The sequence below is a fragment of the Ancylobacter sp. genome, assembly GCF_965229075.1.
GTDB lineage: Bacteria > Pseudomonadota > Alphaproteobacteria > Rhizobiales > Xanthobacteraceae > Ancylobacter.
Map to the genome: position 1 here is coordinate 1,087,475 of NZ_CBDDIO010000002.1, position 16,335 is coordinate 1,103,809.

Below are 16,335 nucleotides of genomic sequence, written 5' to 3' on the forward strand. Positions count from 1 at the left end.
ATGCGGCGCATCGGACTTCACATCGGACTTCTCTTCGCCTGCGCCGTCATTCTCGTGCCCCTGCTCTGGGTCATCCGCACCAGCCTGCTGCCCGAGCACCTGTCCTATTCGCCGGAGCTGATGCCGGCGGTGACGCTCGACAATTACGTCGCCCTGTTCACCTCCACCCGCTACGGCCAGTCCTACCTCAACAGCCTGATCGTCGCCTTCGGCTCGGTGGTGGTGGCGCTGCCCTTTGCGGCGATGACCGGCTATGCCTTCGCCCGCTTCAAGACCGGCGGCCGGGCCGGGCGCTTCGCCGTGCTGGCGACGCAGATGCTGCCCCCCGTCGCCATCGTGCTGCCGGCCTTCGCGCTGCTGCGCACGGTGGGGCTCACCAATTCGCTCACCGGCCTCATCATCGTCTATGCCGCGGTCAACCTGCCCTTCCTGATCTGGATCCTGATGGGGTTCTTCGAGGGCATTCCGGTGGATCTCGAATGGGCGGCGCAGACCGACGGCGCCACCGCCTGGGGCGCGTTCTGGCGCATCGTGCTGCCGGTCTCGCTGCCTGGCATCGCCGCCGCCGGCGTGCTCGGCTTCATCCTCACCTGGAACGAGTTCCTGTTCGCGCTGGTGCTGAGCGGTCCACAGACCGCGACCGTGCCGGTGGCGCTGGCTGCGCTCCAGACCTCCAACGGCGTGCAGATCGCCAAGGTTTCCGCCGGTGTCGTGCTCGCCGTGCTGCCGCTGGTGATCGCCTCGCGCTTCATCCAGCGCTTCATCGTCCAGGGCCTGACCTTCGGCAGCGTGAAGTGATCGTGCCTTCCGCCGCGCCCATTCGGGCGCGCGCCAACGAGGCGGGCAAAGCCCGCTCCAGAGGAACAGGAGAACGAGATGCAGTTTAGGTGTAGCCTCAAGGCGGCGCTGCTCGGCGCCACCCTGCTCGCGACGGCCGGCGCGGCGCAGGCGCAGAACGTGACCCTGCGCGCGCTGATGGAAGACGTGCCGGAGACGCAGATCATCGAGAAGCTGCTGCCGGACTTCGAGAAGGAGACCGGCATCAAGGTCGAATTCGAGAAGATCGGCTATGGCGACATGCACGACAAGCTGGTCGCCCAGCTCGTCTCGCCGGAGAGCTACTACAATCTGCTGGAAGTCGACTTCCTGTGGGCGGGCGAATTCCCCGCCGCCGGCTGGCTGGAAGACCTCAACCCCTATATCGCCAAGTCCGGCTTCGACCTGAAGCCCTTCATCCCGTCCATGCTGGACCTGCTCGGCCAGACCAAGGACGCGACGCCGATCCTGCCCATGTACAATTACTCCATGGGCCTGATCTACCGCACCGACCTGCTCAACGACGCGAAGATCAAGGCAGACTACAAGGCCAAGACCGGCAAGGACCTCGCTTTGCCGGCTTCGCTCGCCGATTATGTCGCGCTCTCCGCCTTCTTCAAGGCCAACACGCCGGTCGTCGGCGCCGCCATGCAGGGCCAGCGCGGCGACCCGAATTCCATGGAATTCTCCAACTACCTGTTCTCCGCCGGCGGCGCCTATCTCGATGCCAGCCGCAAGGTGGTGCTCAACAGCCCCGAAGGCCTGACCGCGCTGAAGCTCTATGCCGAGAACGTGCAGAAGGGCGCGCAGCAGGGCGCCCTCTCCGCCACGCTCGACGACACGATGCGGCTGATGTGCGCCGGCGAAGCCTTCAGCATGGTCACCTATTGGTGGATGCTGCCGCAGCTCGACAATGCCGAGAAGTGCCCGAAGGTGGCCGGCAAGCTGGCGCTGTCCGTCATGCCCGGCGGCCATGGCGAGAGCGGCGGCTGGGGCTGGGGCATCCCGAAGAACACTTCGGATGAATCGAAGGCCGCGGCCTGGAAGTTCATCGAATGGGTGCAGGGCAAGAAGATCTCCGTGGCCCGCGCGCTGGAAGGCCACGCGCCGGTGCGCTCCGACGTGTTCGAGGACGCGGCGGTGCTGAAGAAGTATCCCTTCTACAAGACCGGCCTCGAGGTCGTCGCCTCCGGCAAGTCGTTCCCGATCTTCGCCTATTCCGCGCAGTACGAAGACGTGCTCGGCGCCCAGCTCTCGCTCGCCGCCGGCGGGCAGGCCAAGCCCGAGGACGCGCTGAAGGCCGCGGCTGACGGCCTGACCCAGCTGCTCGCCAAGTAGCCCCATCCGCCGGGAACCCTGCGTGAGCCCCGCAGGCTCCCGGCGATACGGCGCGCCAGCCTTCCCCCTCGTCGGCTGGCGCGCCGGTCTCTCTTTTCGACGCTCCTGAAGCAACGGACGACGCGCATGCGCTTTGCGGCACTGGCGGATCGGGACTGGCGCACCGGCTGGGCCTTCGCGGCACCGGGCCTTCTCACGCTGGCCATCGTCATGGGCCTGCCGCTGGTCTATGCGGCGCTGATCTCGGTCTCCTCGCTCACTCTGCTGAAGCCGATGCTGCTGCCCCTCACGGGGTTCAAGAACTTCGCCATCGTGATGAGCGACCCGCTGTTCTGGGACGCGCTGTGGCTGACCATCAAATATTCCGTGGTCACGGTGGCCGGCGAATTCGTGCTCGGGCTCGGCGTCGCCCTGATGCTGAACCGCGCGGTGACGATGAAGCCGGTCTATTTCGCCATCCTCACCATTCCCATGGCGATGTCGCCGGTGAGCGTGGCGCTGATCTGGCGCATGCTGCTGCAACCCAATCTCGGCATCGCCAACCAGGTGATGGAAAGCCTCGGCCTGCCCCGGCTCGACTGGCTCGGCAATGCCGATTTCGCGCTGTGGACCATGGCGGCGATCGACATCTGGCAGCAGACCTCTTTCGTCATCCTGATTCTGGCCGCCGGCCTCGCCTCGCTGCCGCGCGACCCCTATGAGGCGGCGGAGGTGGACGGGGCGACGCCGCTGCAGCAGTTCTGGTACATCACCTTGCCGATGCTGCGCCCGGTGGCGGCGATCGCGGTGATCATCCAGCTGATCAACGAATTCCGCACCTATGACCTGCCCTATATCCTCACCAAGGGCGGGCCGGGCAATTCCACCGAGGTGCTGAGCTTCTTCGCCTATCGCCGGGCCTTTCTCGGCCTGCACCTCAATGAAGGCGCGGCGGCGGCCTTCGTGCTGCTGCTGATCGTGCTCGGGCTGACCGTGCTGTTCTTCGCCACGCTGGAACGCCGGCGCTGAGGCGGCGCGAGCGCGCCAGCTACTGAAGACGAAAAAGGGCGCCCACGCGGGGCGCCCTTCTCTCAGCGCGCAGGGTCGGGGGGTTAGATGCGCGCCGAAGCGGCGTAGAACGGCGTCGGCTCGGCCTCGGGCAGATAGCCCTCGTAGAACTTCTTCACATAGGGGAACACGGCGCGTCCGAGCTCGCGGCGGGCAACCTCGTCCGCGCTGCGCGGCTTGCCCAGCGTCTCGGCGATTTCCGCCAGCACCGCCTCGCGGTCGACCTTGGTGAAGCGCCCATCCTCATAGACACGCTCGCCATTGATGAACACGGCGTCCACCGCGCCCATCTTGGCGCGCTGCACCAGCGCGTCGAGCATCGGGATGTCGGGGTCCTGATAGGGGTAGGTCGCCTTGGTCCAGTTGATCAGCACCGCGTCGAAGAACCGGCCCGCATCCAGCCGGCCGATGCTGGCGCCGAACGCCGTGGTCATGGCGCCGGCTTCGGTCGCCATTTTCACCACCTGCGGGCAGGTCGGCACGTCTTCCTCGTCCATGCCCGGCTCACGGTGGACGCGCAGAGCGAGGCGCAATTCGGAGAGCATGTCGCGGTCGTCATTGATACCGGCTTCATCAAGGCCCATGCCGACATTTATGCCCTTGGCTTCCCAGCGGTTGAGCGGAGCGAGGCCGGAGCGCAGGCGGAAATTCGACGAGCAGTTGTGGCAGATGCAGGTGCCGGTTTCGGCGACGATGTCGATGTCTTCCTCGTTCAGCCACACGCCATGGCCGAGCGTCATATGCGGGCCGAGCACGCCGAGGTCATGAAGGTGGCGCAACGCCGTCTTGCCGGTGCGGCGGCGGGCATATTCCTTCTGGTAGATGGTCTCCAAGAGGTGCATGTGCATCGGCACGCCGGCCGCCTTGGCCTTGGCGTCGAGCGCCTGCAGCCCCTCATCCGTACACCAGTGCAGGTTCGCCGGGGCCAGCTGGATGCGGGTCAGTTCCTTGCCCGCATTTTCCCCCGTGAGCTGGTCGAACAGCTTGAGGAAATCGTCGAAGGGCATGGCCTGCGACTTCAGGTGCTTGGCCAGCGTCTCGCCGAGATCGGCCGGCAGCCGGGCGCAGAAGGCTTCGTCCGCCTCATAGACCAGCCGGTTCTGCTCGCGCACGGCGTAGCAATAGGAAGCGCGCATGCCGAGCGAACGGTAGGCGTTCAGCACCTTGGTGGCGGCGCCGTGGATGGCGTCATAGCCGCCCGGCATCCAGCCATGGATGTGCTGCACGGTGGTGACGCCGGAGGCGATCATCTCGAAGGCCGAGTAAAGCGTGTCGAGCGTCAGGTCGAGCCGGCGCGCCGGCATGCGGCTGGCGAACCACAGTTCCAGCGCATGGTCGGGCGAGCCGAGCTGCAGCGGCGTCATGCCGACATGGTGGTGGCTGTTGACGAAGCCGGGCAGCATGGCGTGGTCGGGATACTTGCGCACCTCGGCCGTCGGCGCCAGCTTCTGCATGTCGTCCAGCGTGCCGGCGGCGACGATGACGCCGTCGCGCGAGAGCACCGCGCCCTCCTCGATCACCTCGGGGGTGAAGCGGTCGCGGATGCCGGTAACGACCCAGCGGGCCTGGACGATCAATTCAGACATGATGCTACCTCAAACTGACGGGGCAGGCGCAGGCGCGCCGCCGTGGCGTTGGTCTCTCGCGCCTTGGCGAGACGTTCGGGATGAAGGGCGACGAGCAGCGGCCGGCGGTCGGCACGCGCGGCGCGGGCCAGCAGCGCGCCGTCGGGACCGAAGGCGAGGGTTTCGCCATCGTGGCGCACCGGCCGGCCGGTAACGGTTTCGGTGCCGTAGCGCGCCGCTGCCAGCGCGTAGACCGCATTGGCGCGGGCGCTCGCCTGGAGTTCGGCGGCAAAGAGCCCTTCCGGATCGGAGGGGGCCGGCCCGCCGACCAGCACCGCCACCAGCTCCGCCCCCGCCTGCGCGGCGGCGCGCCAGCATTCGGGGAAGCGGCGGTCGTAGCAGATGAGCGCGGCGAGCTTCACCGGGCCGACCTGAAGCGTGCGGACAAGCGGCTCACCAAGGGTGAAATGGTCCGGCTCGCCATAGGCGTCGCCGGGACCGGCGGGCGGCAGGTGGATCTTGTGCGCCAGCACCTCCACCTGCCCATTGGGACGGGCAAGAACGGCGGCGTTGAAGGGCTGCCCGCTGTCATGAGTCAGTGCCATACCGAACAGCACCGCCGCGCCGCTATCCATCGCCGCCTCCCGCACGGCCGTGACCGTCGGCCCGTCCAGGCCCTCGGCCAGCCCGGCCCAGTCGCCGGGCGCTTCCGCCGCGACATAGGGAAGGGCGAAGAGTTCGGGCAGCACGACGAGACCGGCGCCCGCGGCCGCAGCCGCGGCAATGCCGGCCTCGGCCTCGCGCCAGAGCGGCGCGGGATCGCGGCCCGCCGGGCCGATCGGCAGGGCGGCAGCGAGAAACGGGGCAGCCATGGCGCCTACACCGCCTCCTGCTCGGCGAAGGCGCGGTCCACCTCGTCCGCCAGCAATTCGGTGAACAGGTCGCGATAGGCGTGGTAGCGCGGATCGCGCGATTCGCGCGGGCGCGGCAGGTCGATGGGGACGATGGTCTTCACCTTGCCCGGGCGCGAGGTGAACACCACCACCCGGTCGGCCAGGGAGATCGCCTCGTCGATGGAATGGGTGACGAGCAGGATCGACGCGCCGCTGTCGCGCCAGATCTGCAGCAGGAAGTCCTGCATGCGGGCGCGCGTCTGCACGTCGAGCGCGGCGAAGGGCTCGTCCATCATCAGCACTTTGGGCCGCATGGCGAGCGCCCGCGCGCAGGCGGCGCGCTGGCGCATGCCGCCGGAAAGCTCGTCCGGCTTCTTGTCCAGCATGTCGCCGAGGCCGACGCGCTTCAGCGTCTCCACCGCAATCTCCCGCCGCTTCACCGGCTGCACATGCTGCACGGCGAGGCCGAAGGCGACATTGTCCGCAATGGTGAGCCAGGGGAACAGCGAGGCTTCCTGGAAGATCAGCCCGCGCTCGGCGGAAGGCTCGGTGACCGGCTCGCCATCGCAGGCGATGGTGCCGCCGGAGAACTCTTCCAGACCTGCGATCATGTAGAGCAGGGTGGACTTGCCGCAGCCGGAGGGGCCGAGCAGGACGATGAATTCGCCCGGCGCGACATCGAAGGTGAGGTTGTCGAGCGCCAGCACCGGGGCGCGGCCCTCGGGGGTCCAGCGCTTGGAGACGGACTGGATGGAAACGGCGGGGCGGCTCATCGGGCGGCTCCCTGGTTGGGGGCGATCCACCACAGCATCTTGGTCTGCACCTGCCGCAGGGCGAAATCCGAGAGGAAGCCGAGCAGGCCGATGATCGCCATAGTGAAGAAGACCAGCTTGGCGTTGAAGGTGGACCGCGCCATCGAGGTGATCTGGCCGAGCCCGGTGCCGACGCCGACCGTCTCGGCGATCAGCACCACCATCCAGGCGGCGAACAGGTTCAGCCGCAGCGTCATGAACAGGCTCGGAAGGATGGCGGGCAGTATGACCTTCCAGAAGGTCTGGCGCTGGCTGGCGCCCATGATGCGGGCGACATGGATGTAGTTCTTCGGCACGCTTTCGATCTGCGCTCCCGTCGAGAGCACGATGGCGAAGAACACGGTGATGAAGACGAGGAAGATCGCCGGCACATCGCCAATGCCGAAGACGAAGATGGCGACCGGCAGCCACGCCACCGGCGAGATCGGCGCCAGCAGGAGGATGGTCGGCAGCAGGAGGTTGCGCAGGAGCTTCACATAATGGATCGCCGCGCCCACCGCGACGCCGCAGGTGAAGCCGAGGGTGAGGCCGACCAGCACGCGCAGTGTCGTCGAGCCCATGGTGAACAGCAGCGGCCACACGCCGACCCCGCTCGCCACCGAGCCGATGCGGTTGGAACGGTCGAAGAATTTCAGCGTGCCGGGAATGTCGGAGAGGAACAGGTGCGGCGGCGGCAGCAGCAGCGGGTTCAGCATGCCGAAGAACCACAGCGCCTCCCACAGGCCGGCGAACAGGCTGAGCGAGACCAGCCCCCAGCCGATGGCGGCAAGCCGCCGGCGCAGGGCGGGCGAGAGGAGCGGCGGCTTGATCTTCGGCGCCGGGCGCCCGGCCCCGGCCTCGCCGAGGCGCGTCTGCCCGGCATCTGCGGTCATCGTCATGGCGTCCTTCCAGTGAAGCGGGGCCGGGCGGAGACCGGACCCCGGATGGCACGCCCACGGGCCGCGCGGTGCGCCCGTGGAAGGCTCAGCAGGGGGCGGGGCCGCCGCAGGACGGCGGCAGAACCCCGTCTCAGCTCGCCCCGCCTCGGCCCCCTCCCCCGTGGGCAGAGGGCCGCCGGGCTCAGGCCGATTTCAGCTTGAGGCCGTCATAGAGCGGCTTGTTGGCGGCGATCACCGCTTCCAAGAGGCTCCAGTCGAAGGCGCCCTGGTCGGGCAGCTTCTTGACGTAGCCGAGTTCCATCATCGACTGGCCGCGATCGATGATGAACTGGGTCTGGTTGCGCTGGTCGACGACGATGGGCTGCTTGGTCGAGGCGTCCTCGGCCGCTTCCATGCTGGTCTTGTAGTATTTGCCGACCGTGTCCTTGAGCGCGGCCTGCTTGTCGGCCTCGGCCTGCGACTGGGCGACCATCAGCGCCTTGATCACCGCCTTCACCGCCGCCGGGTTGCTCTCCAGGAGCGGGGTGCGCACCGCGAGCACGCAGTCGGAATAGCCCTTGCCATAGACGTCGGTGCCGTTCGACAGCACGGTCGCGCCCTTGCGGCCGAGCACGCATTGCGAGGCATAGGGTTCGATATGGCAGATGGCGTCGATGGCGCCGGCCATGAAGGCCTGGGCCAGTTCCGGCGAGGTGTCGAGATATTTGATCTGCACGTCGTTGAAGGAAAGCCCGGCCTTCTTCAGGTAATCATAGGGCAGTACTTCCAGCGTATCGGCCTGGAAGGTGCCGAAGGTCTTGCCCTTGAGGTCGGCGGCTGAGGTGATGCCCTCCTTGGCGACGATGATGCAGCCTTCGACGCCGCCACCGGCGACGATCTTCACCGGCGCGCCGGCATCGTAGAGCGTCATGAAGTTGGAATAGGGGATCATCGACATGTCGACGAGGCCCGCGCCGAACATGGTGGTGATCTCGGTATTGGACGGGGTGACCACGAATTCGAGATCGACGCCGTCGGCCTTGGTCAGTTCCCGCTCCTTGGCGAGGAAGATGCCCATATTGCAGAAGCCGGAGCCGTGCGTCGCCTTGATGGTGGTGCCGGCGGCGCGCGCCGCGTTCGGCGCCAGCAGGCTCGCCAGCCCGGCCGGCAGCGCGATGGTGGCCGCCGCGCCGGCGACCGAGGTCTTCAGGAAGCTGCGGCGCGAGAAGTTACGATAGAAGGTGCCGTCACGATCACACATGATCCCCTCCGGATCTTGAGAACCGATACGACCCCGCCTTACAGCCCGTTCGTTGTCGAACTGTAGATCACGCCGCTACGGTTGCATGCCGCAGCAACGGAACCCGCAGACGGGATCACGATGATGGGCACGCCAACCCGAAAGAGCATTTTCGCCCTGCGCTACACCACAGGTGCGGCGAAAACATCCGCACTATACGAGGCCAATACAGGCGGCCAAGCGCAAATAAGCGCCAGAAAACCTTCGTTTCTGACCAAGAAATGAGCTGAACACGCTCACTCCCCCCTGCGCCTGCCCATTCCCGCCGGAGCGGGACCCCGCTCCGGACGGCCTGCGGCACCGGGCTGTCTCTTCCTGCGAAGCGGCAGCCGAACCGCGCCTGCCGGGGAGTAAAAGCCGGGCGGAGCGTCCGCGCAATGATTTTTTGTATGCTGAATACAATTTACTCCAAGCGCCTATTCCTACATCATAATGTGACTATAATTGCAGCGTCGGAGCGGCTTATCGCGGCGCGCCTGCGTGCTAGGATCGGTGGGGGGACGGAACGGATGGACACACCACGCAAGCGAGGGCGCCCGCGCAAGCTGCGCCCGGTCGAAGCTTCGGCGACGGAACGGCTCAGCCGCGCCGGGCTGCACGCGCAGGCCGGCCGCCAGTTGCGGGAGATGATCGTCACCGGCGCGCTGGCGCCGGGCGCACCGATCGTCGAGGCGGATCTGTGCGCGCGCCTCGGCATTTCCCGCACGCCGCTGCGCGAGGCGGTGAAGATGCTGGCGGCGCAGGGGCTGGTGGAGTTGCGCCCCAACCGCAGCGCCCGCATCGCCCCGTTCGACGCCACCCACATCACCGAGCTGTTCGAGGCGCTGAGCAATGTCGAGCGTATCGCCGCCGAATATGCCGCGCAGCGCCTGAGCGCACGCGAACTCGGGCATCTCAGCGAGTTGCAGGAGACGATGGAGGCGCATTACCGCGCCGGCGACCTCGCCGCCTATTTCGCCGTCAACCAGGCCATTCACAGCGCCATTCTCGCCGGCGCCCACAACGCCACGCTGGTCGAGATGCATGGCTGGCTGTTCGCCCGCGCCGAACGGGCCCGCTATTTCGCCCTCGGCACCCATGCGCGCTGGGCCGAATCCATCGAGGAACACCGCGCCATTCTCGTCGCGCTTGAGGCGCGCCAGTCCGACACCGCCGGCCGGCTGCTCGCCGCCCATGTCATGCACACGAGCACCGGCGTGCTGGCGCGGCTTGCCGCCACCGCCGGGGCCGCCGCCTGAGGAACCTTTCCGTGCGCCTTCTCGTGCTCAACCCCAACACCACCGACACGGTGACGCAGATGCTGCTCGCCGCCGCCCGCCCCGCTGTTGCCCCGGGCACGGTGCTCACCGGCCTCACCGCGCCGCGCGGCGTGCCCTATATCGCCTCCCGCAGCGAGGCGCAGCTCGCCGGGGCGCTGACGCTGGAAATGCTGGCCGAGCACCAGGGCGAGCATGACGCCGCCATCATCGCCGCCTTCGGCGATCCCGGCCTGCTGCCGGCGCGCGAATTGTTCGATCTGCCCGTGCTCGGCATGGCGGAGGCGGCGATGCTCACCGCCTGCACGCTGGGCCAGCGCTTCAGCATCGTCACCTTCACCACCACCATGGCCAATTGGTACCAAGATACGGTGGACGCCTACCGCCTCTCCGGCCGCTGCGCCGACATCCGCGCCCGCAGCCTGCCGTTCTCCGCGATCGAGAACGTGCAGGCGGAGATGGAGCAGGCCATCGTCGCGCTCGCCTGCGAGGCGGTGGAGGAGGATGGGGCGGATGTGGTGATCCTCGGCGGAGCGCCGCTCGCCGGCATGGCGCCGCGCCTGCGGGCGCAGGTGCCCGTGCCGGTGGTCGATCCCATCGTCGCGGCGGTGAAGATGGCGGAAGGGCTGGTCACACTCGCCCCGCGCAAGCCGGTGCGCGGTCGCTTCAGCCGCCCGCCGGCCAAGCCGACCACGGGGCTTTCGCCGGCGCTCGCCGCCCGCATTGAGCACCGCGACGCGGCGCAGTAGCGAAGGCCGCTACATCTCGCCCGCCGCGAACAGGCCGAGGCGCCGCAGCAGCAGCTTCCCGCCCTCCAGCACGACCATCAGCGCGACGCCGATGGCGATGATCATCACCCCGTCGAGCAGCGCCACCGGCCGCGTGTCGAAGATCGCCTGCATGACCGGCAGATAGGTGAAGGCGAACTGGCCCGCCACCACGGCCGCGAGCGCCAGCAGCACCGCCGGCGTGCCCAGCGCGCCGCGCCAGCTGAGCGAGCGCATGTGCAGGAAGCGCACATTGAACAGATAGAAAATCTCCATCACGACAAGCGTGTTGACCACCAGCGTGCGGGCCATTTCCACCTCCTGCCCGCGCCACAGGGAGTGGAAGAACACGGCGAAGGCGATGAGGGTGAACAGCACCGACACCAGCACCACCCGCCAGAGCATGAAGCGGCTCATCAGCCCCGCCTTGGCCGGGCGCGGCGGGCGCGCCATGATGCCGGGCTCGGTCGGCTCGAAGGCGAGGGCGAGGCCGAGCGTGGCGGAGAGGATGAGGTTGATCCACAGGATCTGCGCCGGCGACATCGGCATGGTGAGGCCGAGCAAAATCGCGGCGATCACCGCCAGCACCTCGCCGCCATTGGTCGGCAGCGTCCAGGCGATCATCTTGCGGATATTGTCGTAGACGGTGCGCCCTTCCTTCACCGCCGCGACGATGGTGGCGAAATTGTCGTCGAGCAGCACCACATCCGCCGCCTGCTTCGCCGCCTCCGTGCCCTTGCCGCCCATGGCGATGCCGACATCGGCCTGGCGAAGCGAAGGCGCGTCATTCACCCCGTCACCGGTCATCGCCACCACCGCGCCGGTGGATTGCAGCGCCCGGACGATGCGCAGCTTGTTCTCCGGGCTGGTGCGGGCGAACACATCGGTGCGGGCGGCAAGGGCGACGAGGTCGTCGTCGCTCACCGCGTCCACCTCCACCCCGGTGGCGACCACCGGCGTCTCGGCGAGGCCGAGCTGGCGGGCGATGGCCCCGGCGGTCGCGGCATGGTCGCCGGTGATCATCTTCACCCCGATGCCGGCGCTGCGGCATTCGGCGATGGCGGTCACAGCCTCTGGGCGCGGCGGGTCGATGAAGCCGACGAGGCCGAGAAAGCTGAACCCCTCGCGCACATCTTCAAAAGAGAGGCGCGCCGGCGCCTCGGGGAGTCGCTTCATGGCGAAGCCGAGCACGCGCTCGCCCGCCGCCGCCGCACGGGCGATCGCCGCCTCCCAGGCGCCGCCGCCCGGAGTGCCGGCAAGGCGCAGCACCTCTTCCGGCGCGCCCTTGACGAAGAGCACGGCCTCGCCCTCCGGGCTGCGGTGAAGGCTCGCCATGAAGCGATAGGCGGCGTCGAACGGGATCTCGTCGAGCCGCGCCCAGGCGGCCCGTTCGGCAGCGGCGTCGCGCCCCGCCTTGACGGCAAGCGTGACGAGCGCTCCCTCCATCGGGTCGCCCTCCACCCGCCAGGCGCCGTTCTCAGCGTGCAGATGCGCGTCGTTGCACAACAGCCCGGCACGCAGCAGTGCCGCCGCCGCCCCGGCCGGGTCGCCCTGCCCGCCGGGCTCCATCCAGCCGAGCGCGCCGGCGGGATCGTAGCCGATGCCGGAGACGGCGATCTCGACGAGGTCGCCCTGGGCGATCACCACCCGGCAGGCGGTCATCTCGTTGCGGGTGAGCGTGCCGGTTTTGTCGGAGCAGATCACCGAGGTCGCCCCCAGCGTTTCCACCGCCGGCAGCTGGCGGATGACCGCGTGCTGCCGCGCCATGCGCCGCACGCCGATGGCAAGCGTGATGGTGATGACCGCCGGCAGACCTTCCGGCACCACGCCCACCGCCAGCGCCACCACGGCGATCAGCGCCTCGCTCCAGCCATAGTCCCGCATCGCCACGGCGAACAGGAACAGCGCCGCCGCGCTGACCAGCGCCACGGTGGTGAAGCGGCGGGCGAAGGCGTCCACCTGCCGCAGCAGCGGGGTCGCGAGCGGCTCCACCTCGGCGATGAGGCGGCCGATGCGGCCGATTTCCGTATGCGGGCCGGTGGAGACGACGATGCCGGCCCCCTGACCGGCGGCGACGGTGGTGCCGGAAAACGCCATGGAATGCCGGTCGCCCAGCGCCGCTTCCACCGGCGCGGCGGCCTCGTTCTTGAGCGCGGCGACGGATTCGCCGGTGAGGATCGCCTCGTCCACCCGCATGCCGCGGGCGCGGATGAGCCGGGTGTCCGCCGGCACCCGGTCGCCGGCCTCCAGCAGCACGAGATCACCGGGGACGAGGTCGCGGGCCTGCACGCTCTGGCGGCGGCTGGCGCGCACCACATGGGCGTGGGGCGAGATCATGTTGCGGATGGCCCGCAGCGCCTGTTCCGCCCTACCTTCCTGGATGAAGCCGACCAGCGCATTGACCAGCACCACCGCGACGATGACGCCGGCATCGACATAATGGCCGAGCGCCAGCGCCGCCGCCGCACCGGCGAGCAGGAAATAGATCAGCGCATTGTTGAACTGGGCGAGAAAGCGCAGCAGCGGCGGGCGGCCGGGCGGCTCGGGCAGCGCGTTCGGCCCATGCGCCTTGAGCCGGGCCTGCGCCTCTTCCGGCGTCAGCCCGGCGCTGGTGACACCGAGCCGGCCGGCCACCTCCTCATGGGGAAGCGCATGCCACTCGGTGGCGGGCGGGGCGGATGGGCGGGACGCGGCATCGTTCATCGGTCGGGGGCGCTCGCTGACGTTGCGTTAGCCCGAACCTAGAAGCCCGCCCTCCCCCGGCCTAGCGTGGTTTTGCTTACAAAGCGGCGTCAGCAGCGCCAATAGCGAACGGGATTCTGGCTGTGCCGCAAATCCTTCTGGACGATGCGTTTGCCGCGTTGACCGACATAGTGGTCCCAAATCTCGGCCGGCGCCGGCTCGCCGATGAAGCCGTAACGATGGGCCTCGCTGCCGTCGGCATAAGCGATATCTGGAAAGTTCTCCCTCGTCGCTGCCCGCCACTCCAACGGACGGAACACGCCGACCACGACGCCCCGCACGACAGCCAGAACATACTCGGCTCTCTCGGCGCGGCTCTTCGACAGTCGCCAGCAATAACGAACCAGATCATAGATGGCGCGCCGGTCGCTCCTGTCTTCGAGCTTGTTGATATTGATAACAACGAGACGGTGCGGGGGATCCTCCGCCAGCACCGGAAGGTTATATTTGTCGATGAGTTCGATATGGCTCATCGGGCCTCGGTCGCTGCTGGCGTGCCCGCCTTGGACGTTGGTTAGCCCCGGGAAAGCGTCGATCAGTGCCGCTTCAACCTCGAACACCGCCTCTTTCGGTATTTCATGCCGATGGATGACGTGGATTACGCTGAGGCCCGCATTGCGGATCGCCCGAATTCTCTCGAGTTTGCTCCCGAGGAGTTGGGATTCATCGTCAGCAACACCGTCGAGGTCCCGTGCGTGCTGAAAGACGCGATTGCCCTGCCCCTTGCCGACGTAAAAGGTTTCGCCGTTGCGCGGATCGATCAGCCGATAGACATAGTTCCCCAGCTTCTCGCAGACCTCTTCCGAGAACCACTCGTCCGCCATTGCCGCCCCTCAACCTGCCGTTGAGAGATGCCTATCAGCGCGGGGCGCGTTTGGCGAGGATGCGCTGGAGCGTGCGGCGGTGCATGGACAGGCGCCGGGCGGTTTCCGAGACATTGCGGCCGCACAGCTCGTAGACGCGCTGAATGTGCTCCCAGCGCACCCGATCCGCCGACATCGGGTTTTCCGGCAGCTGGGGCTTGTAATCGCCCTGGGCGTTGAGGGCGGCGCAGATATCGTCGGCATCGGCCGGCTTGGCGAGATAATCGACGGCGCCGATCTTCACCGCGTTCACGGCGGTGGCGATGTTGCCATAGCCGGTGAGGATGATGCCGCGCGCTTCCGGCCGCCGGCGCTTCAAGGCGGAAATCACGTCGAGCCCATTGCCGTCGCCGAGACGCATGTCGACCACGGCATAGGCGGGCGCGCTGCCTTCGACGCTGGCGAGGCCGTCGGCCACGGTTTCCGCCGTGGTCACCATGAAGCCGCGGGTTTCCATCGCCCGCGCGAGGCGCTGCAGAAACGGCCGGTCGTCATCGACGATGAGCAGCGTGCGGTCCTGCGGTTCCATGGCGGTATCGAGCATCTGAACGCTTTCCATTGTGCCGGCTGCGGCCCCGTCACGCGCAGGCGAGCCCGCGCGGCGCTGCGTCGCCAATTCGACTTTTGATCGAGCTTATACCCCATGGGCAGCGAGATCAAAACGTCGCAACCCCTTCTACGGGCGGGCGGGTACCCCGGTCTCGCCCTCGACTTCACGATCGCCTGATATGTCGATCAGCCCGCGCGGCCAGCGCACGCCGACGGAGGCGCCATGCGCCGGCGGCGGCCGGTTGACGAAGGTGAGGGCGGCGCCGGTGCGCTCCAGCAGCGTCTTGGCGATGAACACGCCGAGGCCGAGGCCGTTCTGGTCCTCGCCATCGCTTTCCGTGCCGCGTTTCCAGCGATTGCGGCCGCGGCTGGTGACATAGGGGGCGCCGATGCTGTCCAGCAATTCGATGGGGAAGCCCGGCCCGTCATCGGTGACGGAGATCGTCACCTCGTCCTCGCTCCAGCTGGCGACGATGTTGACGCGGCTTTCGGCGAAATCGACGGCGTTCTCGACGATGTTGCCGAGGCCGTAGAGCAGGCCGGGATTGCGGGCGATGATCGGCTCGCCCGGCGCGCCATTGGGCAGGGTGACGGCAATGGTGATGCCGAAATTGCGGTGCGGCGCCACCACGTCTTCCAGCAGGTGCGAGATCGGCATGCGGTCGAACGGCGCCTCGCCGGAATCGAGCGTGGTCAGCCGGCGCAGAATGGCGCGGCAGCGTTCCGCCTGCTCGCTCACCAGCTTGATGTCCTCGCTCATCGGGCTGTCGGGCGGCAGCGACCGTGCCAGTTCCTTCGCCACCACGGTGATGGTGGCGAGCGGCGTGCCGAGCTCATGTGCCGCCGCCGCCGCCAGCCCGTCGAGCGCGGAGAGGTGCTGCTCGCGTGCCAGCACCAGTTCGGTCGCGGCCAGCGCCTCGGAGAGTTCGCGCGTTTCCTCCGCCACCCGCCATGCATGCACGCCCATGAAGGCGATGGCGATGGCGAGCCCCAGCCAGATGCCGACAAGATAGAGCGTCGGCAGTTCCGGCACCTCGCCGAGCGCGCCGTTCGCGGCCCAGGGCAGCGGCATGTGCCAGAAGCCGACCAGCCCGGCGCAGGCCGCCGCCAGCACGCCGAGCAGGATGGTGGTGCGCGGCGACAGCGCCGTCGCCGAGATCAGCACCGGGGCGAGAAACAACAGCGCGAAGGGATTGGACAGCCCGCCAGTGAGGAACAGCAGCGCGGCCAGCTGCAAGATGTCATAGGCGAGCAGCCAGGCCGCCTCGACATCCGACAGCCGCCGCGCGCCGGGATTGCGCAGCCTCAGCGCGAGGTTGAGCCAGGCGGACAGCGCCACTACGGCGAGGCTGGCGCCGATCGGCAGCGAGAAGCCGAGCAGCCACTGGACCACGACGATGGCGACCGTCTGGCCCGAAATCGCCAGCCAGCGCAGGCGGATCAGCGTATCCAGCCGCAGGCCGAAAAACCGTTCGCCGATGGGATGATCGAGGGAAAGCGACATGAAAAGGCCCCTTCGCGCCCCCTTCG

General features: G+C 68.0%; 14 protein-coding genes. 5 read left to right on the forward strand and 9 right to left on the reverse strand.

The window, feature by feature from the left end:
* From ACO07Z_RS11125 to ACO07Z_RS11135, 3 genes are all read left to right on the forward strand, one after another.
* Positions 1–798 (forward strand): carbohydrate ABC transporter permease, encoded by a 798-nt coding sequence (locus ACO07Z_RS11125; protein ID WP_421698785.1) that lies wholly within the window; start codon positions 1–3, stop codon positions 796–798.
* 78 nt (positions 799–876) lie between these two features.
* Entirely contained in the window at positions 877–2,154 is a 1,278-nt protein-coding gene (locus ACO07Z_RS11130; RefSeq protein WP_421698786.1) for an extracellular solute-binding protein, read from the forward strand.
* 126 nt (positions 2,155–2,280) lie between these two features.
* On the forward strand, positions 2,281–3,162 hold the full coding sequence (locus ACO07Z_RS11135) for a carbohydrate ABC transporter permease (RefSeq protein WP_421698787.1): 882 nt from the start codon (positions 2,281–2,283) through the stop codon (positions 3,160–3,162).
* An 83-nt stretch (positions 3,163–3,245) separates the two neighbouring features.
* Here ACO07Z_RS11135 and ACO07Z_RS11140 read toward each other — a convergent pair whose 3' ends face one another.
* The 5 genes from ACO07Z_RS11140 to ACO07Z_RS11160 all read right to left on the reverse strand — a co-directional run bounded on the left by ACO07Z_RS11140 (position 3,246) and on the right by ACO07Z_RS11160 (position 8,589).
* A complete protein-coding gene (locus tag ACO07Z_RS11140) occupies positions 3,246–4,787 on the reverse strand; it encodes an amidohydrolase family protein (RefSeq protein WP_421698788.1) in 1,542 nt (513 codons plus the stop codon).
* Positions 4,775–5,638: a carbon-nitrogen hydrolase family protein gene (locus tag ACO07Z_RS11145; protein ID WP_421698789.1), complete on the reverse strand. Its 864-nt coding sequence runs from the start codon at positions 5,636–5,638 to the stop codon at positions 4,775–4,777. The genes ACO07Z_RS11140 and ACO07Z_RS11145 overlap by 13 nt, the downstream gene beginning before the upstream one ends.
* 5 nt (positions 5,639–5,643) lie before the next feature.
* Positions 5,644–6,432, reverse strand: coding sequence for an ABC transporter ATP-binding protein (locus ACO07Z_RS11150; RefSeq protein ID WP_421698790.1), 789 nt, complete (start codon positions 6,430–6,432; stop codon positions 5,644–5,646).
* Positions 6,429–7,349: an ABC transporter permease gene (locus ACO07Z_RS11155; protein WP_244379753.1), complete on the reverse strand. Its 921-nt coding sequence runs from the start codon at positions 7,347–7,349 to the stop codon at positions 6,429–6,431. Before ACO07Z_RS11155 ends, ACO07Z_RS11150 begins: the two co-directional genes overlap by 4 nt.
* 181 nt (positions 7,350–7,530) lie before the next feature.
* Positions 7,531–8,589: an ABC transporter substrate-binding protein gene (locus ACO07Z_RS11160; protein WP_244379761.1), complete on the reverse strand. Its 1,059-nt coding sequence runs from the start codon at positions 8,587–8,589 to the stop codon at positions 7,531–7,533.
* 548 nt (positions 8,590–9,137) lie between these two features.
* On the opposite strand from ACO07Z_RS11160, the gene ACO07Z_RS11165 reads away from it, so the two are divergent.
* Both ACO07Z_RS11165 and ACO07Z_RS11170 read left to right on the forward strand, forming a co-directional pair.
* The gene (locus ACO07Z_RS11165; RefSeq protein ID WP_421698791.1) at positions 9,138–9,866 is read left to right on the forward strand and encodes a GntR family transcriptional regulator; all 729 of its coding nucleotides are present in this window, start codon (positions 9,138–9,140) and stop codon (positions 9,864–9,866) included.
* Positions 9,867–9,877: 11 nt separating this feature from the next.
* Positions 9,878–10,633, forward strand: coding sequence for an aspartate/glutamate racemase family protein (locus tag ACO07Z_RS11170; protein WP_421698792.1), 756 nt, complete (start codon positions 9,878–9,880; stop codon positions 10,631–10,633).
* Positions 10,634–10,642: 9 nt separating this feature from the next.
* Here the strand turns inward: ACO07Z_RS11170 and ACO07Z_RS11175 are convergent, their stop codons facing one another.
* From ACO07Z_RS11175 to ACO07Z_RS11190, 4 genes are all read right to left on the reverse strand, one after another.
* Positions 10,643–13,354 carry an HAD-IC family P-type ATPase gene (locus tag ACO07Z_RS11175; protein ID WP_421698793.1) on the reverse strand — a complete coding sequence of 904 codons (2,712 nt, stop codon included), beginning with the start codon at positions 13,352–13,354 and terminating at the stop codon, positions 10,643–10,645.
* Positions 13,355–13,443: 89 nt separating this feature from the next.
* Positions 13,444–14,217, reverse strand: a complete 774-nt coding sequence (locus ACO07Z_RS11180; RefSeq protein WP_421698794.1) for an LEM-3-like GIY-YIG domain-containing protein — start codon at positions 14,215–14,217, stop codon at positions 13,444–13,446.
* Positions 14,218–14,251: 34 nt separating this feature from the next.
* Positions 14,252–14,815, reverse strand: coding sequence for an ActR/PrrA/RegA family redox response regulator transcription factor (locus ACO07Z_RS11185; protein ID WP_421698795.1), 564 nt, complete (start codon positions 14,813–14,815; stop codon positions 14,252–14,254).
* A gap of 117 nt (positions 14,816–14,932) precedes the next feature.
* Entirely contained in the window at positions 14,933–16,309 is a 1,377-nt protein-coding gene (locus ACO07Z_RS11190; protein WP_421698796.1) for an ActS/PrrB/RegB family redox-sensitive histidine kinase, read from the reverse strand.
* Positions 16,310–16,335: the final 26 nt, after the last annotated feature.

Coding starts and splice junctions, on each gene's coding strand:
- ACO07Z_RS11165 (WP_421698791.1), top strand. CDS start 9,138: ATGGACACACCACGCAAGCGAGGGCGCCCGCGCAAGCTGCGCCCGGTC.
- ACO07Z_RS11190 (WP_421698796.1), bottom strand. CDS start 16,309: ATGTCGCTTTCCCTCGATCATCCCATCGGCGAACGGTTTTTCGGCCTG.
- ACO07Z_RS11125 (WP_421698785.1), top strand. CDS start 1: ATGCGGCGCATCGGACTTCACATCGGACTTCTCTTCGCCTGCGCCGTC.
- ACO07Z_RS11180 (WP_421698794.1), bottom strand. CDS start 14,217: ATGGCGGACGAGTGGTTCTCGGAAGAGGTCTGCGAGAAGCTGGGGAAC.
- ACO07Z_RS11185 (WP_421698795.1), bottom strand. CDS start 14,815: ATGGAAAGCGTTCAGATGCTCGATACCGCCATGGAACCGCAGGACCGC.
- ACO07Z_RS11130 (WP_421698786.1), top strand. CDS start 877: ATGCAGTTTAGGTGTAGCCTCAAGGCGGCGCTGCTCGGCGCCACCCTG.
- ACO07Z_RS11155 (WP_244379753.1), bottom strand. CDS start 7,349: ATGACGATGACCGCAGATGCCGGGCAGACGCGCCTCGGCGAGGCCGGG.
- ACO07Z_RS11140 (WP_421698788.1), bottom strand. CDS start 4,787: ATGTCTGAATTGATCGTCCAGGCCCGCTGGGTCGTTACCGGCATCCGC.
- ACO07Z_RS11135 (WP_421698787.1), top strand. CDS start 2,281: ATGCGCTTTGCGGCACTGGCGGATCGGGACTGGCGCACCGGCTGGGCC.
- ACO07Z_RS11145 (WP_421698789.1), bottom strand. CDS start 5,638: ATGGCTGCCCCGTTTCTCGCTGCCGCCCTGCCGATCGGCCCGGCGGGC.
- ACO07Z_RS11160 (WP_244379761.1), bottom strand. CDS start 8,589: ATGTGTGATCGTGACGGCACCTTCTATCGTAACTTCTCGCGCCGCAGC.
- ACO07Z_RS11175 (WP_421698793.1), bottom strand. CDS start 13,354: ATGAACGATGCCGCGTCCCGCCCATCCGCCCCGCCCGCCACCGAGTGG.
- ACO07Z_RS11150 (WP_421698790.1), bottom strand. CDS start 6,432: ATGAGCCGCCCCGCCGTTTCCATCCAGTCCGTCTCCAAGCGCTGGACC.